Raw genomic sequence first — 24041 nt, 5'->3', positions numbered from 1 at the left:
CACCCCGGAGGTATTCTTGCTGATTAAACTCAAAAAAGAACGAACGCATCAGGAGGATCGCCGGTTAGCCCTCTGGCTGGCGACATCCGCTGGCTTGCTCAACGCCATCGCCCTTGGGGCATTTGGCTTTTTCCCCTCTCACATGACCGGCAATACCTCACAATTATCCAGCGAAGTCTCTTCCACCGATCTGAACGATATTATTTTCTTTGGCTCCATTATTCTGGCGTTTGTCACGGGTGCCATTCTTGCGCGCATTATTGTTATCTGGGGCATTATCCATAATATCCGCCTGGTTTTTTGCCAGATCCTGTTTGTCGAAGGGTTATTACTGACCGGTATTTCGGTTTACGAGATGTATTTCCATGCCCTCACCAGCAACCGCACAATTATTATCTTTCTCTGTGGTCTGATGGGGATCCACAATTCCACCTCCACCCAGCTCTCCAGCGGCCGGGTGAGATCAACGCACATCACCGGCACGCTGACAGACGCGGGGATATCGCTGGCCTCGGTAGTCGTGGCGATGCTGCGCCGGGACTACTCCAAAGATACTGCGGCGCAGAAAAGCCAGCTTAAAACCCACTTAACCACCCTGTTCTCGTTTATTACGGGCGGTATCGCAGGGTTGCTCCTGTTCAGGTGGATTGGCTTTAATGCAATGCTGGCGCTGGGTGTCATACTGGCGCTGGTATCCGTTTGTTCCATGATTACCATCGCGGTGCGCGTGCGCAAAGTTCGCGCAGCCCTCGGCCGATAGTCAAAACGCAGAGGGCAGAATGTCACGACAGTTGTGACACCGTCACTTTCAGGAAGTCGCTTTAGGACTATTCTGCCCTCTCACAGCCAGCCCTTACCTCATAAGGCTTAATCAAGGTTGTCACTAGTTTCATAGGGTTACTGATTTTCCCCCTTCGCTGGAACCCTTCCCAAACGCTTGCTATAGGTCAACTACCCCTGCCGAAACATGGCATAACAACAGGCAACCGCTGGTTGCGATAACGCATGCGCACAGGGAGACACACCGCAATGCATCCATTACTCAAACGCTCGCTGCTGTTTGTCGGCGCCATTATCGTGGTTCTGGCCCTCCTCACCTGGGGCATTGGGCTGGAGACGATCAAGGCGCGCCAGGTTGACCTGATCTACCTCGGGCAACAGCATTTAATCCTCGTATTTTCCTCGATGTTCTTCGGACTGCTGGTTGGCATTCCGGCGGGTATCCTGCTCAGCCGCCCGGCGGCGCGTGGGGTAGCCGAATACGTGATGCAAATCTTCAACGTCGGCAACACCCTGCCGCCGCTGGCCGTTCTGGCACTGGCGATGGTGGTGATTGGCATTGGCGATACGCCAGCCATCATCGCCCTGTTTCTTGCCTCGCTGCTGCCGATTGTGCGCAATACCTACGCCGGGCTGTGCTCGGTGCCGTCGTCGTTACTGGAAGCGGCGAACGGGATTGGGATGACCAAATGGCAGCGTCTGCGCCAGGTGGAGTTACCTAACGCCTGGCCGGTGATGCTCTCGGGCATCCGCATCGCCACCGCCATTAATGTGGGTACAGCTCCGCTGGCCTTCCTGATTGGCGCCAGCAGCTACGGCGAGCTGATTTTCCCCGGCATCTACCTGAACGACTTCCCGACACTGATCCTGGGCGCGGCGGCCACCGCGCTGTTTGCCCTGATCCTCGACACCCTGCTGGCTGCGCTGGGTCGCGTGATGAGTCCCCATCTCGCTCGATAACAATAACAAGGAGCTTTCATGAGACTAATATCCAGCCTGACGGCGCTGTGTGCCGCGGCGCTCTTCACCAGCCAGGCGATAGCCGCCCCGCTGATTCTGGCGACCAAGAGCTTTACCGAGCAGCATATTCTCTCGGCCATGACCGTGCAGTACCTGCAAAAGAAAGGGTTCCAGGTGCAGCCGCAAACCAATATTGCGACCGTTATCTCCCGTAACGCGATGATCAACAAACAGATTGATATGACCTGGGAGTACACCGGTACATCGTTGATCATCTTTAACCACATCAACAAACGCATGTCGCCGCAGGAGTCTTACGAGACGGTTAAGCGTCTGGACGCGAAGCACGGTCTGGTCTGGCTCAAACCCGCCGATATGAACAACACCTATGCCTTCGCCATGCAGCGTAAACGCGCCGAAGCGGAACATATCAACACCATGTCTGAGATGGTGGCGAAGATTGAGCAGGTGCGTAAAACCAACCCGGACAAGAACTGGCTGCTGGGACTGGATCTTGAGTTTGCCGGGCGCAGCGATGGGATGAAGCCGCTGCAGAAGGCCTACAACATGGAGCTGGACCGTCCGCAGATCCGCCAGATGGATCCCGGCCTGGTGTATAACGCGGTGCGCGACGGTTTTGTTGATGCCGGGCTGATCTACACCACCGACGGCCGCGTGAAAGGTTTCGACCTCAAAGTACTGGAAGATGATAAAGGCTTCTTCCCGAGCTATGCCGTCACCCCGGTGGTGCGTAAAGACACGCTGGAGGCGAACCCGGGGCTGGAAGAGGCGCTTAACACCCTCTCCGCCCAGCTCAACAACGACGTTATCACCGAGTTGAACAAGAAGGTGGATATCGATCATCAGTCACCGCAGCAGGTCGCCCGTGATTTCCTGCGTAGCAAAAAGCTGTTGTAGGAGGCGCTATGGAGACGATTCACTACATTCTGGATAACTGGGATTACCTGTTAACCCTGACGCTGCAGCATCTGTGGCTGGTGGCGCTGGCGGTTGGCCTGGCCATTATTATCGGCGTTCCGCTCGGCATTCTAATTGTCCGTCACAAATGGCTGGCGACACCGGTGCTGGGCATCGCGACCATCGTGCTGACCATTCCGTCCATCGCCCTGTTTGGCCTGATGATCCCGCTGTTTTCGCTGATCGGTCAGGGCATTGGCGCCCTGCCCGCCATTACCGCGGTGTTTCTCTACTCGCTGCTGCCGATTGTACGCAACACCCATACCGCGCTGGACAGCCTGCCACCGGGTCTGCGTGAGGCCGGACGCGGCATCGGCATGACCTTCTGGCAGCGGCTGCGCTGGGTTGAAATTCCCATGGCGCTACCGGTGATTTTCGGCGGCATCCGCACCGCCGTGGTGATGAACATCGGCGTAATGGCGATTGCCGCCGTGATTGGCGCGGGCGGCCTGGGTCTGCTGCTGCTTAACGGCATCGGCGGGAGCGATATCCGCATGTTGATTGCAGGGGCGCTGATGATTTGTCTTTTAGCGATTGTGCTCGACTGGCTGCTGCACCGTCTGCAGGTGGTACTGACTCCGAAGGGGATTCGATAATGATAAAACTGGAAAACCTCACCAAACATTTTTCACAGAAGCACGGCCAGACCTTTAAGGCCGTGGACAACGTCAACCTGAACGTGCCTGAAGGGGAAATGTGCGTCCTGCTCGGCCCGTCCGGCTGCGGGAAAACCACCACCCTTAAGATGATCAACCGCCTGATTACGCCAAGCAGCGGCACGATCCTGATTAACGGTGAAGACACCAGCGGGATGGATACGGTGACGCTGCGCCGCAACATCGGCTACGTGATTCAGCAAATTGGCCTGTTCCCGAACATGACCATCGAAGAGAACATTACCGTGGTGCCGCGCATGCTGGGCTGGGATAAAGCCCGGTGTAAAACCCGTGCCGAAGAGCTGATGGATATGGTGGCGCTGGATCCGCGTAAGTTTCTTCACCGCTATCCGCGCGAGATGTCCGGCGGCCAGCAGCAGCGTATCGGCGTGATCCGCGCGCTGGCGGCCGATCCGCCGGTACTGCTGATGGATGAGCCCTTCGGCGCGGTGGACCCCATCAACCGTGAAGTGATCCAGAACCAGTTTCTGGAGATGCAGCGCAAGCTGAAGAAAACGGTGATGCTGGTCAGCCACGATATCGATGAAGCCCTGAAGCTGGGCGATCGTATCGCCGTTTTCCGTCAGGGGAAGATTGTCCAGTGCGCCAGCCCGGACGAGCTCCTGGCGAAGCCGGCGAACGAGTTTGTCGGCTCGTTTGTGGGTCAGGACCGCACCCTGAAGCGCCTGCTGCTGGTGTCGGCAGGCGACGTCACCGACCAGCAGCCTACTATCACGGTACGCGGCTCTACCCCGCTTCCAGAGGCCTTTGCCACCATGGATGATAACGATATCCGCGCCATCACCGTGGTGGACGAGCACGGTAAACCGCTGGGATTTGTGAAACGCCGGGAAGCGCGCAACGCAAGCGGCACCTGTGCCGATATCCTGCATCCGTTCCGAATGACCGGCAAAGCGGAAGATAACCTGCGCGTGGTGCTCTCCCGCCTGTATGAAAGCAACACCAGCTGGATGCCGATTGTGGATGAAGAGGGTCGCTATAACGGCGAGATTTCGCAGGACTATATCGCGGAGTACCTCAGCTCAGGGCGTACGCGCCGGGCGCTGAATATTCACAGTGAGAGCTGAAAATTATACCAGAAAAGCCCCTTCCGGGGCTTATGCTAAGCTTTACCAGCGAATGTCAGAAGTGAGAATAAAAGCGACTTCTTTCACTATCTCGTTAAGATCGTAATCTATCTGCATTGTGGTGGGTGTGTGAACATCTTCAACGGTAAATTTTTCAACCCAACCGAAAGAGCGATTCATTATCATTCTGGGGGCAATCGTGTCTTCGGGCTCACCAAACGCCTGATGAATCCATGTACGAGACATGTTTTGCTGCAACGGTGAAGGGAGTACATTTGGGAAGACCCATCCCTTTACATCATAACGCTGAATAGACAACGTAATTTCTTTCAGTATTCTCCCTTCTCGATTAAAGGCTAAATAAACACCCTCGTTCGCCATTGGTAAAAGTAACACGGGGTCGCCTGCTGCCCCTTTAGGCTCACTTTTGTAGGTGATTAACCTATTATCAACTAACTCTTTATAGCTTTTGCCCAGATTATGGATAAGTGCTTCTACATTTACTGTCATTTGTATAATCCTTGCTGGCTGTTCAGAGCATGCATTTTGGTTCTGGCAGTTTCTATTTGTTCTTCAGTGGCACCCTGCTTTTTTAACGATGGCTTAATGGTATCCAGATTACGATCCGCTGCTGCCCGTAAGTTCTGCGAGTCCAGATCAATCTGTGCCAGAGTATTACGTCCGCCATAAGTTTCACTGATTTTCTGATGCACATCTTTAGGGACAACGATAGCCGCCACCTGTAATGAAAACTCCTGAATTTCCGTTTCTTTTAAATATGGATACTCCCTACGGAGATAGGCCTTAACAGCCGCAGCCGACGGCATGTGATCCGCCTCATACATCCCCTGCCGTGAACGGCGCTTAAAGTCACTGTATAGCTCAACCTCCAGAAACTCCACCGGTGGTTTGCTCAGGTAGATATAAATCGGCGGCAGGTCAGGGAACGGCAGGATCAGAATGTAATCCGCGAAACTCTTTTCTCCCTGTGCCGGGCTGGTGGTCGCCGTTATGCCGGTGTTAACGGGCAGCGGGTCAACAACGACCGGGTTCGGCAGCACTGGCCGCGCCTGGTCGCCGGTGTTCCACGGCTTTTTCTCGTCTGTTCGGTCAGGCGTCCACACGATGGTGATGCGCGGTTCTTCCTCCGTGGTGAAGGTGTACGCCTGCGCGCTACTGTCGTACTCCATTTTTCTGACGCGCACACTGTCCCGGCCAGGCGGCGTATGCCAGCCATGCGGCACCGGGTTCCCCCTGCTGTCGTTCTCCCACGTATAGCGAACACGGCTTGGGGCTTCACGCATCTGCGCGAGGCGCATACGGTCGATAAAATCCTGTTCGCCGTCGTTCAGCCTGCCGGGCATCATTCCCACCAGCAGCCCGGCCACAGGAGCACCCACTCCCGCGGTGGCTATCTCACCCAGCCCGACGGCACCACGCACTGCCCATGTGCCATAGGTCAGCGCCCTGCCGCTTATGAGTTCCAGCAAGCTTGCGCCTGCGGTGGCCGTCTGCACCCGCGCAGCAGCTGCAGCAGCTGCAACGGCCGCCTGATATTCCATCTCCTCATGGTTGCCGTTCCACCAGCGGTACAGGGCGCTGCGTTTTTTCGGTCTGGGGATATCCTCTGGCTTTTTCTTTCTGGCGGTCTGCGCGTGCTGCGGGGTGTCTGAATCGGTTGCCGGGTCGCTGGCGGGCATGGCCAGGAAAAATGCCATATCGGCAAAATTGGTATGGGGCTCGCGCTGGTCACCGGCATCATTGCAGCCCTCACCGCGCAGGCAGGACTTTGCAAATACGCGGTTGCGCTCCCTTTCCTCCTCTCTGCGGTTTTCTTCAGCCTGCTTTTCTGCTGCCAGCCTGGCGGCGTGTTCTTCCCTGGCAACATCAACCGGGTCTCGGCCACGTCCCAGCCACTGACCTGCGGGAGCAATTACCCGATTTGAACCTGGTGGGCAATCACAGTGTACTTTTGAACCGTGAACGGCGACGGGTACGCCGTAAAATGTCACCCGTTCCTCACCTGATACAATCACGCCCTTCCTGCCACATTTAGGACAGGGAGTGGTTTTATCACCTACCCTGAGAATTCTGCGTCCAAATTCGGTGCTGTCTGTAATAGACGCAATACACCTGGCACCGGTAGTCGTTTTATCATTCTCAAGCGCCTGTCCCCGGCCAAAATTATCGGTACGGTAACCCATGCGTTACGCTCCGGTAATTAGTAAATTGATTACTCATAAAGAATTCCCTTTTCCTTTTCGTTAATAAAAAAGGAATTTTACTATGAATATGAGTTAACCAGATTTATTCCGCACTTTTGGTTAATATTTAACAACCAAATAAATCACCACTAAAAATAAATAACTTAAATATTTAGAACACCCCTATAAACACTCATTTGCATACTGGTTGAGTTCCTATCACAATAGAATACCGATCTCGTTTACTCGCGACCCATGCAACGTCTTCATACTTACCCCGATATCCGCGCGATGTTTCGCCGGCTTCTGATTGCCACCGTCACGGGCGTACTGGCCGCGCTGGCCGTTGCCGTGTTTCGCCACAGCATGTATCTGCTGGAGTGGCTGTTTCTCAGTAACGACAGCGGCAGCCTGGTGAATGCCGCGGCGGCGTTGTCCCCCTGGCGTCGCATGCTCACGCCTGCTCTTGGCGGCCTGGCAGCCGGATTGTTGCTATGGGGGTGGCAGCGGCTGACGGCGCAACGCCCGCATGCGCCAACAGATTATATGGAAGCGCTGGAAACGGGTGACGGGCAGTTCGATTACGGTGCCAGCCTGGTCAAATCCCTGGCGTCACTGCTGGTGGTTTCCAGCGGAAGCGCCATCGGGCGTGAAGGGGCGATGATCCTGCTCGCCGCCCTCGCCGCCTCCTTGTTTGCGCAGCGCTTTACGCCGAAGTCCGAATGGAAATTATGGATAGCCTGCGGGGCGGCGGCGGGAATGGCCAGCGCCTACCACGCGCCGCTAGCCGGAAGCCTGTTTATTGCGGAAATCCTGTTCGGCACGCTGATGCTGGCCTCGCTCGGCCCGGTAGTCATTGCGGCCGTCGTAGCGCTGCTGACGACGCGTCTGTTAAGCCCTGGCGCTACCACGCTGTATGAGGTGCATCTCAGCGAAACGCTCACTGCGGGCGATTACGGATTGATCGTTATCATCGGTCTGCTGGCGGGCGTCTGCGGCCCGCTGCTGATGTGGCTGATGACGGTTAGCCACGCGCTGTTTCTGCGTCTCAAACTCTCACCGCCCTGGCAGCTGGCGCTCGGGGGGCTGATCGTCGGGATGTTGTCGCTTCTCACGCCCAAAGTGTGGGGTAACGGCTATAGCGTGGTGCAGGCCTTTCTGCTCTCACCGCCGCTGCTGTCCGTTATTGCGGGCGTGTTTATCTGTAAGCTGCTGGCGGTCCTGGCAAGCAGCGGTTCGGGCGCACCGGGCGGGGTCTTCACGCCGACGCTGTTTGTCGGGCTGGCGACAGGAATGCTGATTGCGCAGCTTTTTGCGCTGTGGCTACCGGGTTCTGAAACGGCGATTTTGCTGGGACTGGCGGGGATGGCGACGTTGCTCGCTGCCACGACGCATGCGCCTATTATGTCGGCGCTGATGGTGTGTGAAATGACCGGGCAGTATTTTCTGCTACCCGGCCTGCTGATTGCCTGCGTTGTTGCGTCCGTACTCTCGCAAACGTTACGCCACGACTCGATCTACGGCCAGCACACTGCCGAGAGCAGAGAGATCGATGTACTGCGCTAGTTCGCGCTGCTCGGCGCGCGGCAAATAAGGCAGTTCGCCCACCAGAGGGCCGGGCAGTTTTTTGCTCAGCACGTCGATGATTTCTGCATAGTGCGCAAGGCCTGGGTTGATGCGGTTTGCCACCCAGCCCACTAACGGCAGGCCGTCATTGGCGATCGCCTGCGCCGTCAGCAGCGCATGGTTGATACACCCTTCCTGGATGCCCACCACCATCACCACCGGCAGTTGCTCCTGCACCACCCACTCGGAAAGTGGACGCAAATCGTTCATCAGGCTGCGCCAGCCGCCCGTGCCTTCAACCACAACGTGATCAACCTTCTCGCTCAGGTTTGCCAGCCCATCCGACAGCAGGGTGTAATTGATCAGCCCGCTGTGCGCCACGCTGCTCTCCTCTTCGCTCAGGGCTATAGGATTGACCGCGTCATAAGGCAGCTCCAGGGATGAGACGCTTTGTAAAACCAGGGCATCTTTATTGCGCAGCCCCTCTGGCGTCTCTTTACTGCCTTTTGCGACCGGTTTGTACCCTGCAACACGTTTACCGCTTGCTGCCAGCGCCTGTAGCAACGCGCGCGATACAACAGTCTTGCCGACAGAGGTATCTGTACCAGTAACAAAGAAACGCTTAAGCATGACTCATTCCACCTCTTGGGTATGCTTCGAAAATATAAACCAGGTAAATAATTCAGTGGGGGAAGTCTACGGGAAGCGTGCGCTATCCGGCTTGAGATAGCGCAATTTTTAGTAAGTCTGTGGAAAAGAGTTAGCCCTGCAGCAGGCGGATCAGTAAGGAGCCGTTATACATTGCATCTTTCACCAGCGCAGCACCGGCCATGGTGCCCTGGTTCGAAAACTGCGTGCTTTCGACCACAATGTTTTTGCTGTAGGCGGGCAGCGCCTGCTGATTAATGCAGGCCGAGATCGCCGGGAAGAGGATATCCGCCGCCTGGCTGAGCGGGGAGCCGATCAGGATTTTTTGCGGGTTAAACAGATTCACCATAATGGCGAGAATGCGCCCGACGTTATTCCCTACGCCAGTAATGATGTCCTTAGCCAGCAGATCGCCCTGCCGCGCCGCTGTGCACAAGGAATCTACCGTCAGGGGTTGCCCGTGCAACGAGGAGCTCATGGACTGGCTGAGCCTCACCTGCGCCAGTTCAAGCACGCTTTCCACGCTGGCAATGGTCTCCAGGCAGCCGTGGTTGCCGCAGTAGCAGCGTTTCCCGTAGGGATCGACCTGCGTGTGGCCGATCTCCACCAGGCTACTGCTGCCCGCATGCAACAGGCGTCCGTCGGTGATGACGCCCGCCCCGACGTTATGGTCGATCACCACCTGAATGACATCCCGCGCCCCGCGTGACGCGCCAAACAGCGCCTCCGCCATAGTCCAGGCGCTGATGTCATGCTGAATGTAGACCGGTACGCCGGTATGGTTTTTCAGGACCTCACCCAGCGGCATCTCTTTGACGTCTTCATAAAACGGCATGCGGTGCACAATGCCGTTCTCGGTATCAATAATGCCCGGCATGGTGATGGCAATCGCCGTTAAGCGTTCAAGCTTCTGCTGGTGACGAATAAAGAAATGATCGATATGCGTGACAATCGCCTCAAGAAGCGGTTGATCAGCGTTAAGCGGCAGCTCCAGTCGGTCTTCCACCACCAGCTTGCTGCTGAGATCGCGCAGCGCAAGAAAGATCTCACCCCGGCTGATGCGCAGCGACAGGTAATGCCACGCTTCCGTCTCCACCACCAGCCCGACCGCCGGACGACCCCGGCTCCCCGGCTCCTGAATCTCCGTCTCCTGAACCAGGTGGGCTTCCAGCATTTCGCGAACAATCTTGGTAATACTGGCGGGAGCCAGTTGGGCCAGGCGCGACAAATCGATACGCGAAACCGGACCAAGCTGATCAATCAGGCGATATACCGCGCCAGCGTTGGTCTGCTTAATCTGATCAATATGCCCTGGCTGACTATCAGCAACCACCTCGTACTCCCTTATTTTCGAGCTTCGAAATAAACTTTGGGCTATGGTGAAGCACTTGCATGGCCGCCGTCAAATATTTACTTAGCCATGTGATTTACTGCACATTTTTGCCCATTTTTCCCTATAAATATCGCCCGGCAGAGGCGGTGATAAGCTGCTTTTTAAAACGCTGTGCCGCATTGCTCTGTTCATGATGTCTGGACCACACCAGCCACATCTCCGATACCGCATCGTCTTCGGCAAGCGGAACCCAGCACATTTCACGCAATTGTACCCGTTTAAAGGAGGCCGGGAGAATAGAAACCCCCAGCCCGGCGGCGACCAGACCTATTATCGTCATCGCCTCTCCTACCTCCTGGGTAATGACCGGGGCGAGATCGTAGCGGCGCATCAGGCCCAGAATATCGTCATACAGACCGGTTCCCACCTGCGGGTCGAAAAAGACAAACGGCTCTTTCGCCAGCTCAGCCAGCGTGATGGCAGGTTTCGACGCCAGGGGGTGATCGCGCGGGATCATCGCCATCAGCGGCTCGCGCAGGATCACCTGCCACGCCAGCGAGTCCGGCAGTTGAGTGTTGCGCATCAGCCCTAAATCCAGCGCCCCTTCGTTCAGCGGAGCAATTTGTTCCCGGGTATTAATTTCGCGCGTCTGAATATGCACGTCCGGGAAGTCACGGCGAAACGACGACAGGGTTTGCGAGACGGCGCTGATAAACGGGGCAGACGAGGTAAACCCGATGCGCAATTCACCGGCTTCCCCCAGGTAGAGCCGCTCTGCGCGGGCGGCGGCGTCGTCAACCATGCTCAGAATTTGTCGGCTGTCGGCCAGAAACTGCCTGCCTGCCGCCGTCAGGCTCACGCTACGGTTGGTGCGGGCGAGAAGACGGGCGCCAATCTGCTGCTCCAGGATCTGAATTTGCTGGCTGAGCGGCGGCTGCGAAATGTTCAGGCGCGCGGCGGCGCGGCCAAAATGGAGTTCTTCTGCCACCGCGACAAAGTAGCGTAAATGACGCAGTTCGATATTCATATTTTACATGTATCATTTGAGATTATTAATATATTAGACAGAATATTTACATTTTTCTACCCTGAAGAGGTGGTCATACCCGTCACCAGAAACCACGGGGATGTTTAAGCAAGGAACATGTGTGAGTCGTACATCTACCGTTGATATCGAACCGGCACGCGATATCGATGATTTACCCGCAGCTTCTCAGCCGGCGCAGTTTATTAAACGTGGTACCTCCCAATTTATGCGCGTCACGCTGGCGCTGTTCTCAGCCGGTCTGGCAACCTTTGCCCTGCTCTACTGCGTTCAGCCTATCCTTCCCGTGCTGTCACATGAGTTTGGCGTCTCACCGGCCAGCAGCAGTATTTCTCTCTCTATTTCAACCGGGATGCTGGCTGTCGGCCTGCTTTTTACCGGCCCTCTCTCTGATGCCATTGGGCGTAAACAGGTGATGGTAACCGCGCTGATGCTGGCGTCGGTTTGTACGTTGCTCTCCACCATGATGACCAGCTGGCACGGGATCCTGATGATGCGCGCGCTCATCGGGTTATCCCTGAGCGGCGTGGCAGCGGTCGGGATGACTTATCTCAGTGAAGAGATCCACCCGAGCTTTGTCGCGTTCTCCATGGGGCTGTACATCAGCGGGAACTCCATTGGCGGTATGAGCGGACGCCTGCTGAGCGGCGTGTTTACAGACTTCTTTAACTGGCGCATTGCGCTGGCGGTGATTGGCTGCTTTGCACTGGCCTCTGCGCTGATGTTCTGGAAAATTCTGCCGGAATCACGCCACTTCCGCCCCACCTCCCTGCGTCCGAAAACGCTGTTTATCAACTTCCGCCTGCACTGGCGGGATAAAGGGCTACCGCGGCTGTTCCTGACCGGCTTCCTGCTGATGGGATCGTTCGTCACGCTGTTTAACTATATTGGCTATCGTCTGATGCTTTCGCCGTGGCATCTGAGCCAGGCGGTGGTGGGCCTGCTCTCCGTGGCGTATCTCACCGGGACCTGGAGCTCGCCAAAAGCCGGAGCGATGACCGCCCGCTATGGCCGTGGGCCGGTGATGCTGGTCTCAACCGCCGTGATGTTGCTGGGCCTGTTGCTGACGCTCTTCTCGTCCCTGTGGCTGATTTTCACCGGCATGCTGCTCTTCTCTGCCGGTTTCTTCGCCGCGCATTCCGTTGCCAGCAGCTGGATTGGCCCGCGCGCCCGTCGTGCCAAAGGCCAGGCATCCTCTTTGTATCTGTTTAGCTATTATCTTGGCTCCAGCTTCGCCGGGACGCTGGGCGGTGTGTTCTGGCACAACTACGGCTGGAACGGCGTGGGCGGGTTTATCGCGCTGATGCTCTGCGGGGCACTGCTGGTGGGCGCCAGTCTTCATAAACGTCTGAGATAATCCGCCTGCGGGCTGATATCCGGTAAGACGAGCGATCCAGATAAACGGCACCAGCGTACTGGTGCCGTTTTTACATTCAGGAATCCCAGGCCTGCTCTATCTTAGCGGCTTCAAACTGCGGAGGCGGTTTTCGGAAACGGCGCGTCAGCCATGTCAGATAAAGGACCCCCAGTGCCGCCCAGATGAGGCCAAGCGTCAGGGACGTCGCTTCGAGGTTTATCCACAGCACGCCGACCGTTACGGCACCAATGAGTGGCAGCAGGAGATAGTGGAACCGATCTTTCCACGTTTTGTTCAGCCCCTTACGCCGCCAGAAATGGTTGTACACCGAGAGATTAACAAACGTAAACGCCACCAGCGCGCCAAAGTTGATCAGCGCCGTCGCGGTCACGAGGTCAAAGTACAGGGCCGACAGCGCCACTATCCCTACCATAATGACGTTCAGGGCCGGAGTACGCCATTTCGGATGCACGTAGCCAAACACCCGCTCCGGAAAGACGTTGTCACGCCCCATCACATACAATAAGCGTGAGACGCTGGCGTGTGAGGCCAGGCCTGAAGCGAGCGTATTCACAAACGTGGTACACAGAAACACCGACTGGAAGAGCTTGCCACCCACGTACAGCGCAATTTCCGGCAGCGCGGCGTCCGGGTTCTTGAAGCGCGCAATCGTCGGGAAGAAGAGTTGCATGAAAAACGAGGCAACAATGAATATCAGCCCGCCATACAGTGCGGTCAGGAAAATGGCTTTGGGAATAACCCGCGCCGCGTTTGGCGTCTCTTCCGACAGCGTGGTGACCGCGTCAAACCCGAGGAAAGAGAAGCAGACGATAGTCGCGCCGGTAATAATCGGGATCAGATGTGCGTTCTCGCTGATAAACGGCTGCAACGACCAGACGGTGCCCACGCCCTCCCCCTTGTGCAGGCCATGCACCACGAGTATGACAAACACCACCATGATGGCGATCTGCACCAGCACAAACAGGGTGTTAAAGTTGGCGACCAAATTAACACTCTTCAGGTTCGCCAGCGTCAGGATGGTCACAAACCCCACCACCCAGACCCACGGCGGGACTTCCGGGAACAATGCGGAAAGGTAGATCTTCGCCAGCAGCACGTTGATCATCGGCAGGAAGAGATAGTCCAGTAGCGAGGACCAGCCGACCATAAACCCCAGATGGGGTCCGATCGATTTCTGCGTATAGGTGTACGCAGAGCCCGCTTCCGGGAACTGTCGTACCAGTTTGCCATAGCTGATGGCGGTAAACATGACGCCCGCCAGCGCCAGGAGATACGAGGCGGGCACGTGGCCATTGCTGATACCGGACACAATGCCGAAGGTATCAAACACGGTCATGGGGGTGAGGTAAGCCAGCCCCATCATCACCACCTGCCAGAGCTTGAGGGAACTGCGCAGCCGGGTTCTTCCGGCCATGCCCGGCGAATCAAGAGATGTGTTAGTCGCCATAGACCATCCCCCCCATGCTTACCGTGGTTTGCAATCGCGTTGACCTTAACGCAAACCTGCTTAGCAAAGGGGGAAGTTGTAAAGAACATACGCGATCGTACCAGCGCAGCGTCTCTCGCTCGCACTCACAGCAGGCGCCTGACTGGCCCCCTTCGCCCTGCGGATAGTTGAACATCTGCATCATTTCCTACCTCGTCACACAGTGTCGTTAAGAAAGTCCCTGTGCCGCCTGCGCTCCATAACGCGACTCCCGGGAGATAGCTGGCGTGCCAGCGAACAGTTCGGCCAGGCTCCGCGCAGGCCGTTTGGTGATACGTATGCAATGAAACAAAGCGGCCCCTGACCGGGGCACGTCATCAGGCGTTTTTCAGCATCCACTCGATTTCAGTTTCGGTAATCAGGCGTTCGAACTGCAGTAATTCATCATTTTTGCAGGCGTGATAGACGTGGCAGAACCGTTCGCCCAGCCGCTCGCGAAGGTGATCGTTTTGCATAAACTCCCACAGCGCATCGCTCTGACGAATCGGGAACGGCAGTCCGTCCTGCTCCAGACCATTGCCTTCAACTTCTTCCTGCAGGGGTAAATCGTTATCCAGCCCGTGTAAAATGCCGGCAAAAATCGCCGCCATCACCAGATACGGATTCGCGTCTGCTCCCGCCACCCGGTATTCGACCCGATGGTTATGGCGATCGCCGCAGGGGATACGCAGGGCAACCGTGCGATTATTGTGTCCCCATGACGCCTGTGTCGGCACGTACATTCCCGGCTGGAAACGGCGGTAGGAGTTGACGTTCGGTGCCAGCAGTGCCATGGACGCTGGCATCAGATCGATCATCCCGGCCAGCGCGCGTTTCAGCAGCGTGGAATCCTCACCGCTGGCGTCTGCGAACACGTTTTCGCCTCTGTTGTTTTGCATGCTGATGTGGATATGCATCCCGCTGCCCGCATGTTCTTCATACGGCTTTGCCATAAACGTGGCGTGCATCTTGTGTTTTTCCGCCATCTGCCTGACGAGACGTTTTAACGCCAGCGCATCATCGCAGGCATCCAGCACGTTTTCCGTATGGTGCAGGTTAATCTCAAACTGGCCCGGGGAGGCTTCAGCCACTGCCCCGTCGGCGGGGATCAACTGCAGCTGCGCCAGTTCGTCAATGTCATTCAGCACGTCAGCAAAGTGGTTGAGATTATCAACCGAGTAGACCTGACTCTGCGTGTTACGCACGTCGGTGCCCGGCGCGCAGGGTGGCTGCAGATAGCCGTCGGCATCGCGTTTACGGTCAAGTAAATAGAACTCCAGCTCTACCGCTACCACGGGGAACAGACCGCGCTGGCGCAGCTGCTGCCAGAGTCGGTTGAGTACGTTCCGCGGCTCAACGTCAAAGGGAGCGCCATCTTCATCGACCATGGTGAGCTGCACCTGACCAATGTACTCCGGGTCGGCGGCGGAGGGTGTCAGGGTGCCCGGCACCGGCACACAAATACAGTCCGGCTCGCCCAGCTCCTGCCCCAGCCCTGCCTCTTCCACAACGTTACCCAGAATGTCCATGGCGAAAACCGATGCCGGGAAATAGCAGCCTTTTTCAAGTTTGCTCAGTCCGGCAACCGGGATGCGTTTGCCGCGAAAACAGCCGTTCAGGTCGGTCAGGAGGACATCAATAAACTGGGTGTCAGGATACTTTTCTAAATAGCTCTTCACTTCCTGCGTAAAGGCGCTGCCCCGCCTCTCATCCGTGTGCTGCACAAAGTTCTCAACTTCTACGATATTGGTTTCCATGATTTACCACCGTTTTTGGGATTTGCGTTCGCTGCTCTGGACTGTCAAATATAATGTCCACACTATCGAATCTGTATGCAAACAAATTGTTTGTCAAATGTTAAATCAAGTTTGCAAAAGGCAGATCTCGTTGCTAGATTGAGAAAATATTGAACGAAAAGGCCGTTACACAGGCGAGAATGGCCTAAATTTAGTCCACTTTGTGAGGGCGATCATGGAAAATATAATGAACAAGCCAGTTATTGGCGTGGTGATGTGCAGAAACAGGCTTAAGGGTCACGAGACCCAGACCCTGCAAGAAAAGTACCTGAATGCCATTATTAACGCGGGGGGCTTACCTGTTGCCTTACCGCATGCGCTGGCAGAGCCAGAGCTTATTACCGCTCTGCTGCCAACCCTGGACGGAATTTACCTGCCGGGCAGCCCAAGTAACGTGCAGCCGCACCTTTATGGTGAAAACGGCGATGAGCCTGACGCCGATCCCGGGCGAGATCTTCTGAGTATGGCGCTGATTGCTGCCGCGCTCGAAAGGCGCATCCCCATTTTCGCCATCTGCCGGGGGCTGCAGGAAATGGTTGTTGCCACGGGAGGGACGCTGTATCGCCGCCTGTTCGAGCAGAACGACCTGCTTGAGCACCGGGAAGATCCTGAACTGCCGGTTGAGCTACAATACGCCCCTTCTCATGAAGTTCAGGTTCAGGAGGGAGGACTGCTGTCTCAATTAATACCAGGCTGTAACACATTTTGGGTAAACTCGTTACACGGGCAAGGTGCACGAACGTTAGGACCACGGCTTCGCGTGGAGGCCCGCTCGACGGACGGGCTCGTCGAAGCGGTCAGCGTTCATGACCACCCTTTTGCCCTCGGTGTGCAATGGCACCCCGAATGGAACAGCAGCGAGTACGCCCTGTCACGCATGTTGTTTGAAGGTTTTATCACCGCCTGTCAAAGCCACATTGCCGAGAAGCAACGGCTTTGACCACTACCGTAAAGGAAATGCAACTATGAGCGATGACGGACTGGCGCCAGGGAAACGTCTGTCTGAGATCCGCCAGCAATTGGGTCTCTCGCAGCGGCGTGCCGCCGAACTGTCTGGGTTAACACACAGTGCCATCAGCATCATTGAGCAGGACAAAGTCAGTCCTGCCATCAGTACGCTGCAAAAGCTGCTGAAAGTTTATGGGCTGTCGCTCTCGGAATTCTTTTCGGAACCGGAAAAACCTGATGAACCGCAGGTGGTTATTAATCAGGAAGACCTTATCGAAATAGGCAGTCAGGGGGTTTCGATGAAGCTGGTTCATAACGGAAATCCGAACCGTACGCTGGCGATGATTTTTGAAACTTACCAGCCAGGAACCACGACCGGAGAGAGGATCAAACACCAGGGTGAGGAGATCGGTACGATACTGGAAGGTGAAATAGTGCTGACCATTAATGGCCAGCCTTATCACCTGGTTGCGGGGCAAAGCTATGCCATTAATACCGGCATACCGCACAGCTTCAGCAACACCTCGGCAGGCATCTGCCGCATTATCAGTGCCCACACCCCCACCACGTTCTAATTACCACTCAGTCCCGACGTAAGTGCGCTTACGCCGGGACAAATAAAAACGATCAATGTCGGCATTCAACGGGTTAATTCCCGGGATGCCTCACGGCTTCGTATTGCCTGAAACGGCCATGACCTTATTTATCTGATTGCGAAAGAAAGGAGTGAATATGCATTTTCAGCACCTGACTTACTGGCAGGATAAAGCAAAAAACAGCGCCATTGAGACCCGGTTATTTATTAACGGTGCCTATTGTGACGCCGCCGATAATGCCACGTTTGAAACCGTCAATCCCGCGACACAACAGACGCTGGCGAACGTGGCCCGGGGCAAGCAGGCGGACGTGGACCGTGCAGTTCAGGCGGCGCGTGAGGTATTTGAGCGCGGTGACTGGTCGCAGGCGTCTCCGGCGCAGCGCAAGGCCGTGCTCAATAAGCTCGCCGATTTAATGGAACGCCACGGCGAAGAGCTGGCCTTACTGGAAACACTGGACACCGGTAAACCCATCCGCCACAGCCTGCGCGACGATATTCCCGGCGCGGCGCGCGCCATTCGCTGGTACGCCGAAGCGGCGGATAAAGTCTACGGCGAAGTGGCGCCTACGGGGCCGGGCGAACTGGCGATGATCGTGCGCGAGCCGATCGGGGTGGTTGCGGCCATCGTTCCCTGGAACTTCCCGCTGCTGCTGGCCTGCTGGAAGCTGGGTCCGGCACTGATTGCGGGCAATAGCGTGGTATTGAAACCCTCGGAGAAATCGCCACTCACCGCCCTGCGGCTGGCCGGGCTGGCGAAAGAGGCGGGCCTGCCGGACGGCGTGCTGAATGTGATAAGCGGTTACGGCCACGAAGCGGGCCAGGCGCTGGCACTGCATCCAGAAGTCGAGGTGCTGACCTTTACCGGCTCTACCCGTACCGGCAAGCAGTTGTTGAAGGACGCGGGAGAAAGCAACATGAAGCGCGTCTGGCTGGAGGCGGGCGGCAAGAGCGCCAACATTATCTTTGCCGACTGTCCGGACCTGGACAAAGCCGTGAGCGCAACCGCCGCCGGGATTTTTTATAACCAGGGGCAAGTCTGTATTGCCGGTACCCGCCTGCTACTCGAAGACAGCATCGCCGATGATTTTCTGGCAAAGCTAAAAGCGCAGGCCCGTCACTGGCAGCCGGGCGATCCGCTCGACCCTGACAGCACGATGGGCATGCTCATCGACGCTGCGCATGCCGATACCGTCCACACGTTTATTCGCGAGGGAACCCGAAAAGGTACGCTGCTGCTGGACGGGCGGGAACAAGCATGGCCTTGTGCAGTCGGTCCCACCGTTTTTGTCGACATCGATCCTGCCTCCCCGCTGTGCCGGGAAGAGATTTTCGGGCCGGTGCTGGTCGTCACCCGTTTTAAAACCGAAGAGGAAGCCTTAACGCTGGCCAACGACAGTGAATATGGGCTTGGCGCGGCGGTATGGACCCGCGATCTTTCCCGCGCGCACCGCATGAGCCGCCGTCTGAAAGCAGGCTCGGTCTTCGTCAATAACTATAACGACGGCGATATGACCGTACCCTTTGGCGGCTATAAGCAGAGCGGCAACGGTCGCGATAAGTCCCTGCACGCGCTGGAAAAATTTACCGAACTGAAAACCATCTGGATTGCCCTGGAGTCTCAATCATGACCGAACATACCACCAGCTACTACGCGGCCAGCGCGAACGCTTACGAACCTTTCCCGACGCTTAACGAGTCGATCAGCTGTGACGTGTGCGTGGTGGGCGGCGGCTATACCGGCCTCTCCTCCGCGCTGCATCTCGCCGAAATGGGCTACGACGTGGTGCTCCTTGAAGGGGCGCGCATCGGCTTCGGCGCCAGCGGACGCAACGGCGGCCAGCTGGTTAACTCTTACAGCCGCGATATCGACGTGATTGAGAAAAACTACGGACCCGATGCCGCCAGAGTCCTCGGGAGCATGATGTTTGAAGGCGGGGAGATCATCCGGGAGCGTATCCAGCGCTATCAGATCCAGTGCGACTATCGTCCCGGCGGGCTGTTTGTGGCGCTAAACCATAAGCAGCTCGAGACGCTGGAGGAGCAAAAAGCCAACTGGGAACGCTACGGCAATACGCAGCTGGAGTTGCTGGACGCCAGTGCCATCCGCCGGGAGGTCGACAGCGAACGCTATACCGGCGCGCTGCTGGACCGCAGCGGGGGGCATATTCATCCACTGAACCTGGCGATCGGCGAAGCGGACGCCATTCGCCTGAACGGCGGGCGGGTGTATGAACAGTCCCCGGTGACCGCCATTCAGCACACCAGCCCGGCTGTGGTAAGCACGCAGCATGGCCAGGTGACGGCCCGCTACGTGATCGTCGCCGGGAATGCCTATCTGGGCGATAAGATAGAACCGGAACTGGCAAAACGCAGCATGCCTTGCGGCACTCAGGTTGTGACCACCGCCCCGCTGCCGGAAGCGGTCGTCCGCACGCTGATCCCCAATAACTACTGCGTGGAAGATTGTAACTACCTGCTGGATTACTACCGTCTTACCGCCGACAACCGCCTGCTGTACGGCGGTGGCGTCGTCTATGGCGCGCGCGATCCGGACGATGTCGAGCGTCTGGTGATGCCAAAGCTACTGAAAACCTTCCCACAGCTGGCTGGCGTCAAAATCGACTACCGCTGGACGGGCAACTTCCTGCTGACCCTGTCGCGCATGCCGCAGTTTGGTCGTCTGGATAAAAACATCTATTACATGCAGGGCTACAGCGGCCACGGCGTGACCTGCACCCACCTGGCCGGACGGCTGATTTCGGAACTGTTGCGCGGTGACGCTGAGCGCTTTGATGCGTTTGCCAACCTTCCGCACTACCCCTTCCCGGGCGGTCGCAGCCTGCGGATTCCATTCACGGCGATGGGCGCGGCGTATTACAGCCTGCGCGATCGTCTTGGCGTATGAGCGTTTCGACAAAAGGGTATCTGACATGAGTAACCAGGAATTTCATCAGCGTAGACTTTCTGCCACCCCGCGCGGCGTAGGCGTAATGTGTGATTTCTTTGCCCGCACGGCGGAGAATGCCACGCTTACCGACGTGGAAGGCAACGACTATATTGATTTCGCCGCCGGGATCGCGGTACTGAATACCGGCCATCGGCATCCTGAACTGGTGGCTGCAGTGGAAAAACAGCTTCACCAGTTCACCCACACGGCCTACCAGATTGTGCCGTATGAAAGCTACGTTTCATTAGCCGAAAAACTTAACGAGCTGGCTCCGGTGCAGAGCCCGGCCAAAACGGCATTCTTCACAACGGGCGCGGAAGCGGTGGAAAATGCCATTAAAATCGCCCGGGCCCACACCGGCAGACCGGGCGTGATTGCCTTCGGAGGAGGCTTTCACGGTCGAACCTATATGACCATGGCATTAACCGGCAAGGTCGCGCCTTATAAGCTGGGATTTGGCCCCTTCCCGGGGTCGGTTTATCACGTGCCCTATCCCTCGGAGCTGCACGGCATCACGACGCAGGATGCCATCACGGCGATAGAACGTCTGTTCAAAGCAGACATTGAGGCGAAACAGGTAGCGGCGATTATTTTTGAACCCATTCAGGGTGAAGGCGGCTTCAACGTCGCCCCGCCAGAGCTGGTGGCCGCCATCCGCCGTATCTGTGATGAACACGGGATCGTGATGATTGCCGACGAAGTACAGAGCGGCTTCGCCCGTACGGGGAAACTGTTTGCCATGGAACACTACGCCGACAAGCCCGACCTGATGACGATGGCGAAAAGCCTGGCAGGCGGAATGCCGCTGTCCGGCGTGGTGGGCCGCGCCGAAATCATGGACGCGCCGGCGCCTGGCGGTCTGGGGGGAACCTATGCAGGCAACCCGCTGGCGGTGGCCGCCGCGCACGCGGTGCTGAATATTATCGACAACGAGTCACTGTGCGCCCGCGCCCGGCATCTGGGCGATCGACTGAAAGCCATCCTGGAAGAGATTCAGGGCACCTTCCCTGCGCTCGTGGCGATAAGGGGAAGAGGATCGATGATTGCGGCGGAGTTTTTTGATCCCGAGAGCCGTGCACCTTCGGCCGCCATCGCGCAGGCGATCCAGCAAAAAGCTCTCGCCCAGGGCCTGCTGTTATTGATCTGCGGCCAGTACGGCAACGTGATCCGCTTCCTTTATCCGCTGACCATTCCGGATGCCCAGTTCACCCAGGCGCTGGCGATCTTGCAACAGGTTATGCGTGATAAGACCTAAGTAACCACCGAAAACCGTCTCCCGGCATTCCGGAGACGGTTTCAACGGAGGAGATCGGCTTAGATTTCCTCCGTGTGGGAAATGCTGGGGAATTTGGTCTGTTTCATTGTATGCTCCCTGAAACACATCCCTGGCAAGAGGAAATAAGAATTGCAAAAAACATCCGCCTATCAGTCACTTGTGAAAACCTTCCAGCGTCTCTCCCGCTTCTCGCACCTCTCCTCCATCGCCAGTTGGGACATGTTCACCATGATGCCGCCCGGCGGCAGCGCCGCGCGCGGTGAAGCGCTGGCCGAGATGAGCGTCCTGCAACATCAGATCCTGACCGACAAAAAAGTGGGTGAATGGCTGGCTGCAGCGGCAGGTGAAGATTTGAATGACGTCGAACAGGCCAACCTGCGTGAAATGACGCGTCAATATCAGCAGGCCTCTCTGCTGCCGGAATCGCTGGTGGAAGCCAAATCGCTGGCGGGCAGCAAATGTGAGCACGCCTGGCGTACCCAGCGTCCGGCCAATGACTGGCAAGGCTTTTCCGCCAATCTGAAAGAGGTGGTTAAACTGAGCCGTGAAGAGGCGCGTCTGCGCGCGGACGCAAAAGGTTGCTCACCTTACGACGCGTTGCTGGATATTTTTGAACCAGACATGACCAGCGCCCGTCTGGACGTGCTCTTTGCCGACATGAAGTCGTGGCTGCCGGATCTGCTGGCAAACGTGGTCGACAAGCAGGCCAGGCAGACCTTTGTTCCGCCTCAGGGCCCCTTCCCGACGGCAACGCAGCGTGAGCTGGGGCTGGAAGCCATGAAGATGCTCGGCTTCGATTTCAACGGCGGTCGTCTGGACGTGAGCGCGCACCCGTTCTGCGGCGGCGTGCCGGAAGATGTGCGCATTACCACGCGGTATGACGAAGATGAACTCCTCAGCGCTCTGTTTGGCGTGATCCACGAAACCGGACACGCGCGCTACGAACAGAACCTGCCGCGCGCGTGGGCCGGTCAGCCCGTTGCCCTGGCACGTTCAACGGCAATCCACGAATCCCAGAGTCTGTTCTTTGAGATGCAGCTTGGCCGCAGCGAGGCGTTCCTGAAACATCTCCTCCCTGCCGTTCATGCCCGTTTTGGCAGCCAGGCGGCGTTTAGCGAAGAGAACTTTATCGCCTGGAACCAGCGCGTGAAGCCGGGCTATATCCGCGTCGATGCTGACGAGGTGAGCTACCCGGCACACGTGGTGCTGCGCTATGAGATTGAGCGGGCGCTGATCAATGGCGATATCGAGGTGGAGGACATCCCGGCCCTGTGGGATGAGAAAATGCAGGCCTGGCTCGGGTTATCCACCAAAGACAACTACCGCAACGGCTGTATGCAGGATATCCACTGGACCGACGGCGGATTCGGTTACTTCCCGTCTTATACGCTGGGGGCGATGTACGCCGCGCAGCTGTTCCATGCCGCGAAAACGGCGCTGCCAGGTCTGCAGGCCTCTATCGCTGACGGGGATCTGTCGGCCCTGTTTGACTGGCTGCGCCAGAACGTCTGGCAACACGGCAGCCGGTTTACCACATCACAGCTGATCACCCAGGCGACGGGAGAAGATCTGAATATCCGCTACTTCCGTGAACACCTGACCTCGCGTTACCTGTAATGACCCACGCCGGGGAAAGCCCCCGGCGTTGTACAAACGGTTACACGCCGATACCAATCACTCACGGAAACCCCGAATTTACAGGGATATAGTTATTTCAACGGCCCCGCAGTGGGGTTAAATGAAAAACCAAATTCGAGGGTATGAACATGAATAAAGTATTAGCTCTGGTTGTTGCCGCTGCTATGGGTCTGTCTTCTGCTGCGTTCGCTGCTGAGACTACTGCAACTGCTCCTGCTGCCGCTGCACCTGCTGCAACCACCGCTGCACCGGCAAAAACGGTACACCACAAGAAACATCACAAAGCCGCTAAACCTGCTGCTGAGCAAAAAGCGCAGGCGGCTAAAAAGCACCACAAAAAAGCCGTAAAACAAGACGCCGCTAAACCTGCTGTTGAGCAGAAAGCACAGGCCGCCAAAAAGCACCACAAAAAAGCGACTAAACCCGCTGTAGAGCAGAAAGCTCAGGCCGCTAAAAAGCATCACAAAAAAGCAGTAAAACACGAAGCTGCTAAACCAGCTGCTCAGCCAGCTGCGTAAGAGTACAAGCTAAACCGTGCCCTTCGGGGCACGTTGGTAAACCGGCGCTGAACCTTTCAATACAGCGCCGTTTTTTTATCCGGAGGGCGTATGCTGCGACGCTATCGGTTTGAGTTGATCCTTATCCTGCTTATTTTATGCGCGCTCATCGCAAGCCAGTTTTATCTTTCCTGATCGTAGCACGCTGATTTTACTCCCACTTTAGCGCTGTCCCGTCTA

At 56.8% G+C, this 24041-nt stretch carries 21 protein-coding genes; 14 read left to right on the top strand and 7 right to left on the bottom strand.

The genetic code is table 11. From position 1 onward, the window contains the following. Window positions 1-16 precede the first annotated feature (16 nt). The 5 genes from ACMWKA_RS13835 to osmV all read left to right on the top strand — a co-directional run bounded on the left by ACMWKA_RS13835 (window position 17) and on the right by osmV (window position 4462). Window positions 17-760: a YoaK family protein gene (locus ACMWKA_RS13835; protein WP_014831711.1), complete on the top strand. Its 744-nt coding sequence runs from the start codon at window positions 17-19 to the stop codon at window positions 758-760. A gap of 269 nt (window positions 761-1029) precedes the next feature. Then, complete coding sequence (gene osmY / locus ACMWKA_RS13830) at window positions 1030-1740, top strand: osmoprotectant ABC transporter permease OsmY (RefSeq protein WP_414760336.1); 711 nt, start codon at window positions 1030-1032, stop codon at window positions 1738-1740. 18 nt (window positions 1741-1758) lie between these two features. Beyond that, window positions 1759-2658: an osmoprotectant ABC transporter substrate-binding protein OsmX gene (osmX, locus tag ACMWKA_RS13825; protein WP_038980457.1), complete on the top strand. Its 900-nt coding sequence runs from the start codon at window positions 1759-1761 to the stop codon at window positions 2656-2658. 8 nt (window positions 2659-2666) lie between these two features. After that, window positions 2667-3314 carry an osmoprotectant ABC transporter permease OsmW gene (osmW, locus tag ACMWKA_RS13820; protein WP_006808875.1) on the top strand — a complete coding sequence of 216 codons (648 nt, stop codon included), beginning with the start codon at window positions 2667-2669 and terminating at the stop codon, window positions 3312-3314. Continuing rightward, entirely contained in the window at window positions 3314-4462 is a 1149-nt protein-coding gene (osmV, locus tag ACMWKA_RS13815; protein WP_029882806.1) for an osmoprotectant ABC transporter ATP-binding protein OsmV, read from the top strand. Before osmW ends, osmV begins: the two co-directional genes overlap by 1 nt. 42 nt (window positions 4463-4504) lie before the next feature. Here osmV and ACMWKA_RS13810 read toward each other — a convergent pair whose 3' ends face one another. Together ACMWKA_RS13810 and ACMWKA_RS13805 are read right to left on the bottom strand one after the other, a co-directional pair. Continuing rightward, window positions 4505-4972, bottom strand: a complete 468-nt coding sequence (locus ACMWKA_RS13810) for a DUF6392 family protein (protein ID WP_414760335.1) — start codon at window positions 4970-4972, stop codon at window positions 4505-4507. Then, on the bottom strand, window positions 4969-6666 hold the full coding sequence (locus ACMWKA_RS13805; RefSeq protein ID WP_414760334.1) for an S-type pyocin domain-containing protein: 1698 nt from the start codon (window positions 6664-6666) through the stop codon (window positions 4969-4971). The genes ACMWKA_RS13810 and ACMWKA_RS13805 overlap by 4 nt, the downstream gene beginning before the upstream one ends. 255 nt (window positions 6667-6921) lie before the next feature. Between ACMWKA_RS13805 and clcB the strand changes: the two genes are divergently transcribed. Next, complete coding sequence (gene clcB, locus ACMWKA_RS13800; protein WP_414760333.1) at window positions 6922-8232, top strand: voltage-gated ClC-type chloride channel ClcB; 1311 nt, start codon at window positions 6922-6924, stop codon at window positions 8230-8232. Here the strand turns inward: clcB and bioD are convergent. The 3 genes from bioD to ACMWKA_RS13785 form a co-directional block, all read right to left on the bottom strand. Next, window positions 8167-8862, bottom strand: a complete 696-nt coding sequence (gene bioD, locus ACMWKA_RS13795; RefSeq protein ID WP_013096826.1) for a dethiobiotin synthase — start codon at window positions 8860-8862, stop codon at window positions 8167-8169. The two genes, clcB and bioD, sit on opposite strands and share 66 nt — an antisense overlap. 130 nt (window positions 8863-8992) lie before the next feature. Next, window positions 8993-10213 (bottom strand): sugar metabolism global transcriptional regulator Mlc, encoded by a 1221-nt coding sequence (gene mlc / locus ACMWKA_RS13790; RefSeq protein ID WP_013096827.1) that lies wholly within the window; start codon window positions 10211-10213, stop codon window positions 8993-8995. 121 nt (window positions 10214-10334) lie between these two features. Further along, window positions 10335-11240: a LysR family transcriptional regulator gene (locus ACMWKA_RS13785; RefSeq protein ID WP_048971287.1), complete on the bottom strand. Its 906-nt coding sequence runs from the start codon at window positions 11238-11240 to the stop codon at window positions 10335-10337. 121 nt (window positions 11241-11361) lie between these two features. Here ACMWKA_RS13785 and ACMWKA_RS13780 point away from each other — a divergent pair, with 121 nt between their 5' ends. Next, the gene (locus ACMWKA_RS13780) at window positions 11362-12615 is read left to right on the top strand and encodes an MFS transporter (RefSeq protein WP_013096829.1); all 1254 of its coding nucleotides are present in this window, start codon (window positions 11362-11364) and stop codon (window positions 12613-12615) included. A 76-nt stretch (window positions 12616-12691) separates the two neighbouring features. On the opposite strand, the gene ACMWKA_RS13775 is transcribed toward ACMWKA_RS13780, so the two are convergent. Next, window positions 12692-14083: an APC family permease gene (locus ACMWKA_RS13775; protein WP_013096830.1), complete on the bottom strand. Its 1392-nt coding sequence runs from the start codon at window positions 14081-14083 to the stop codon at window positions 12692-12694. 356 nt (window positions 14084-14439) lie between these two features. Beyond that, window positions 14440-15858 (bottom strand): glutamine synthetase family protein, encoded by a 1419-nt coding sequence (locus ACMWKA_RS13770; protein WP_414760332.1) that lies wholly within the window; start codon window positions 15856-15858, stop codon window positions 14440-14442. Between the two features lie 214 nt (window positions 15859-16072). On the opposite strand from ACMWKA_RS13770, the gene puuD reads away from it, so the two are divergent. From puuD to asr, 7 genes are all read left to right on the top strand, one after another. Then, a complete protein-coding gene (gene puuD, locus ACMWKA_RS13765; protein ID WP_014831700.1) occupies window positions 16073-16837 on the top strand; it encodes a gamma-glutamyl-gamma-aminobutyrate hydrolase in 765 nt (254 codons plus the stop codon). A 25-nt stretch (window positions 16838-16862) separates the two neighbouring features. Then, window positions 16863-17420 carry an HTH-type transcriptional regulator PuuR gene (gene puuR / locus ACMWKA_RS13760; protein ID WP_414760331.1) on the top strand — a complete coding sequence of 186 codons (558 nt, stop codon included), beginning with the start codon at window positions 16863-16865 and terminating at the stop codon, window positions 17418-17420. 157 nt (window positions 17421-17577) lie between these two features. Beyond that, window positions 17578-19071: an aldehyde dehydrogenase PuuC gene (puuC, locus tag ACMWKA_RS13755; RefSeq protein WP_226836313.1), complete on the top strand. Its 1494-nt coding sequence runs from the start codon at window positions 17578-17580 to the stop codon at window positions 19069-19071. Continuing rightward, window positions 19068-20348 (top strand): NAD(P)/FAD-dependent oxidoreductase, encoded by a 1281-nt coding sequence (locus ACMWKA_RS13750; RefSeq protein ID WP_013096837.1) that lies wholly within the window; start codon window positions 19068-19070, stop codon window positions 20346-20348. The genes puuC and ACMWKA_RS13750 overlap by 4 nt, the downstream gene beginning before the upstream one ends. A 25-nt stretch (window positions 20349-20373) precedes the next feature. Continuing rightward, window positions 20374-21645: a 4-aminobutyrate transaminase gene (gene puuE / locus ACMWKA_RS13745; protein WP_369706629.1), complete on the top strand. Its 1272-nt coding sequence runs from the start codon at window positions 20374-20376 to the stop codon at window positions 21643-21645. Window positions 21646-21795: 150 nt separating this feature from the next. Next, window positions 21796-23283 (top strand): carboxypeptidase M32, encoded by a 1488-nt coding sequence (locus tag ACMWKA_RS13740; RefSeq protein WP_369706628.1) that lies wholly within the window; start codon window positions 21796-21798, stop codon window positions 23281-23283. 149 nt (window positions 23284-23432) lie between these two features. Beyond that, window positions 23433-23822 carry an acid resistance repetitive basic protein Asr gene (gene asr / locus ACMWKA_RS13735; RefSeq protein ID WP_013096840.1) on the top strand — a complete coding sequence of 130 codons (390 nt, stop codon included), beginning with the start codon at window positions 23433-23435 and terminating at the stop codon, window positions 23820-23822. The last annotated feature ends 219 nt before the right edge of the window (window positions 23823-24041 follow it).

This window comes from Enterobacter sp. 03-F-07-AD-ECC, assembly GCF_047530935.1.
Classification (GTDB): domain Bacteria; phylum Pseudomonadota; class Gammaproteobacteria; order Enterobacterales; family Enterobacteriaceae; genus Enterobacter; species Enterobacter cloacae.
This window is presented reverse-complemented; position numbering and strand designations above follow the sequence as displayed.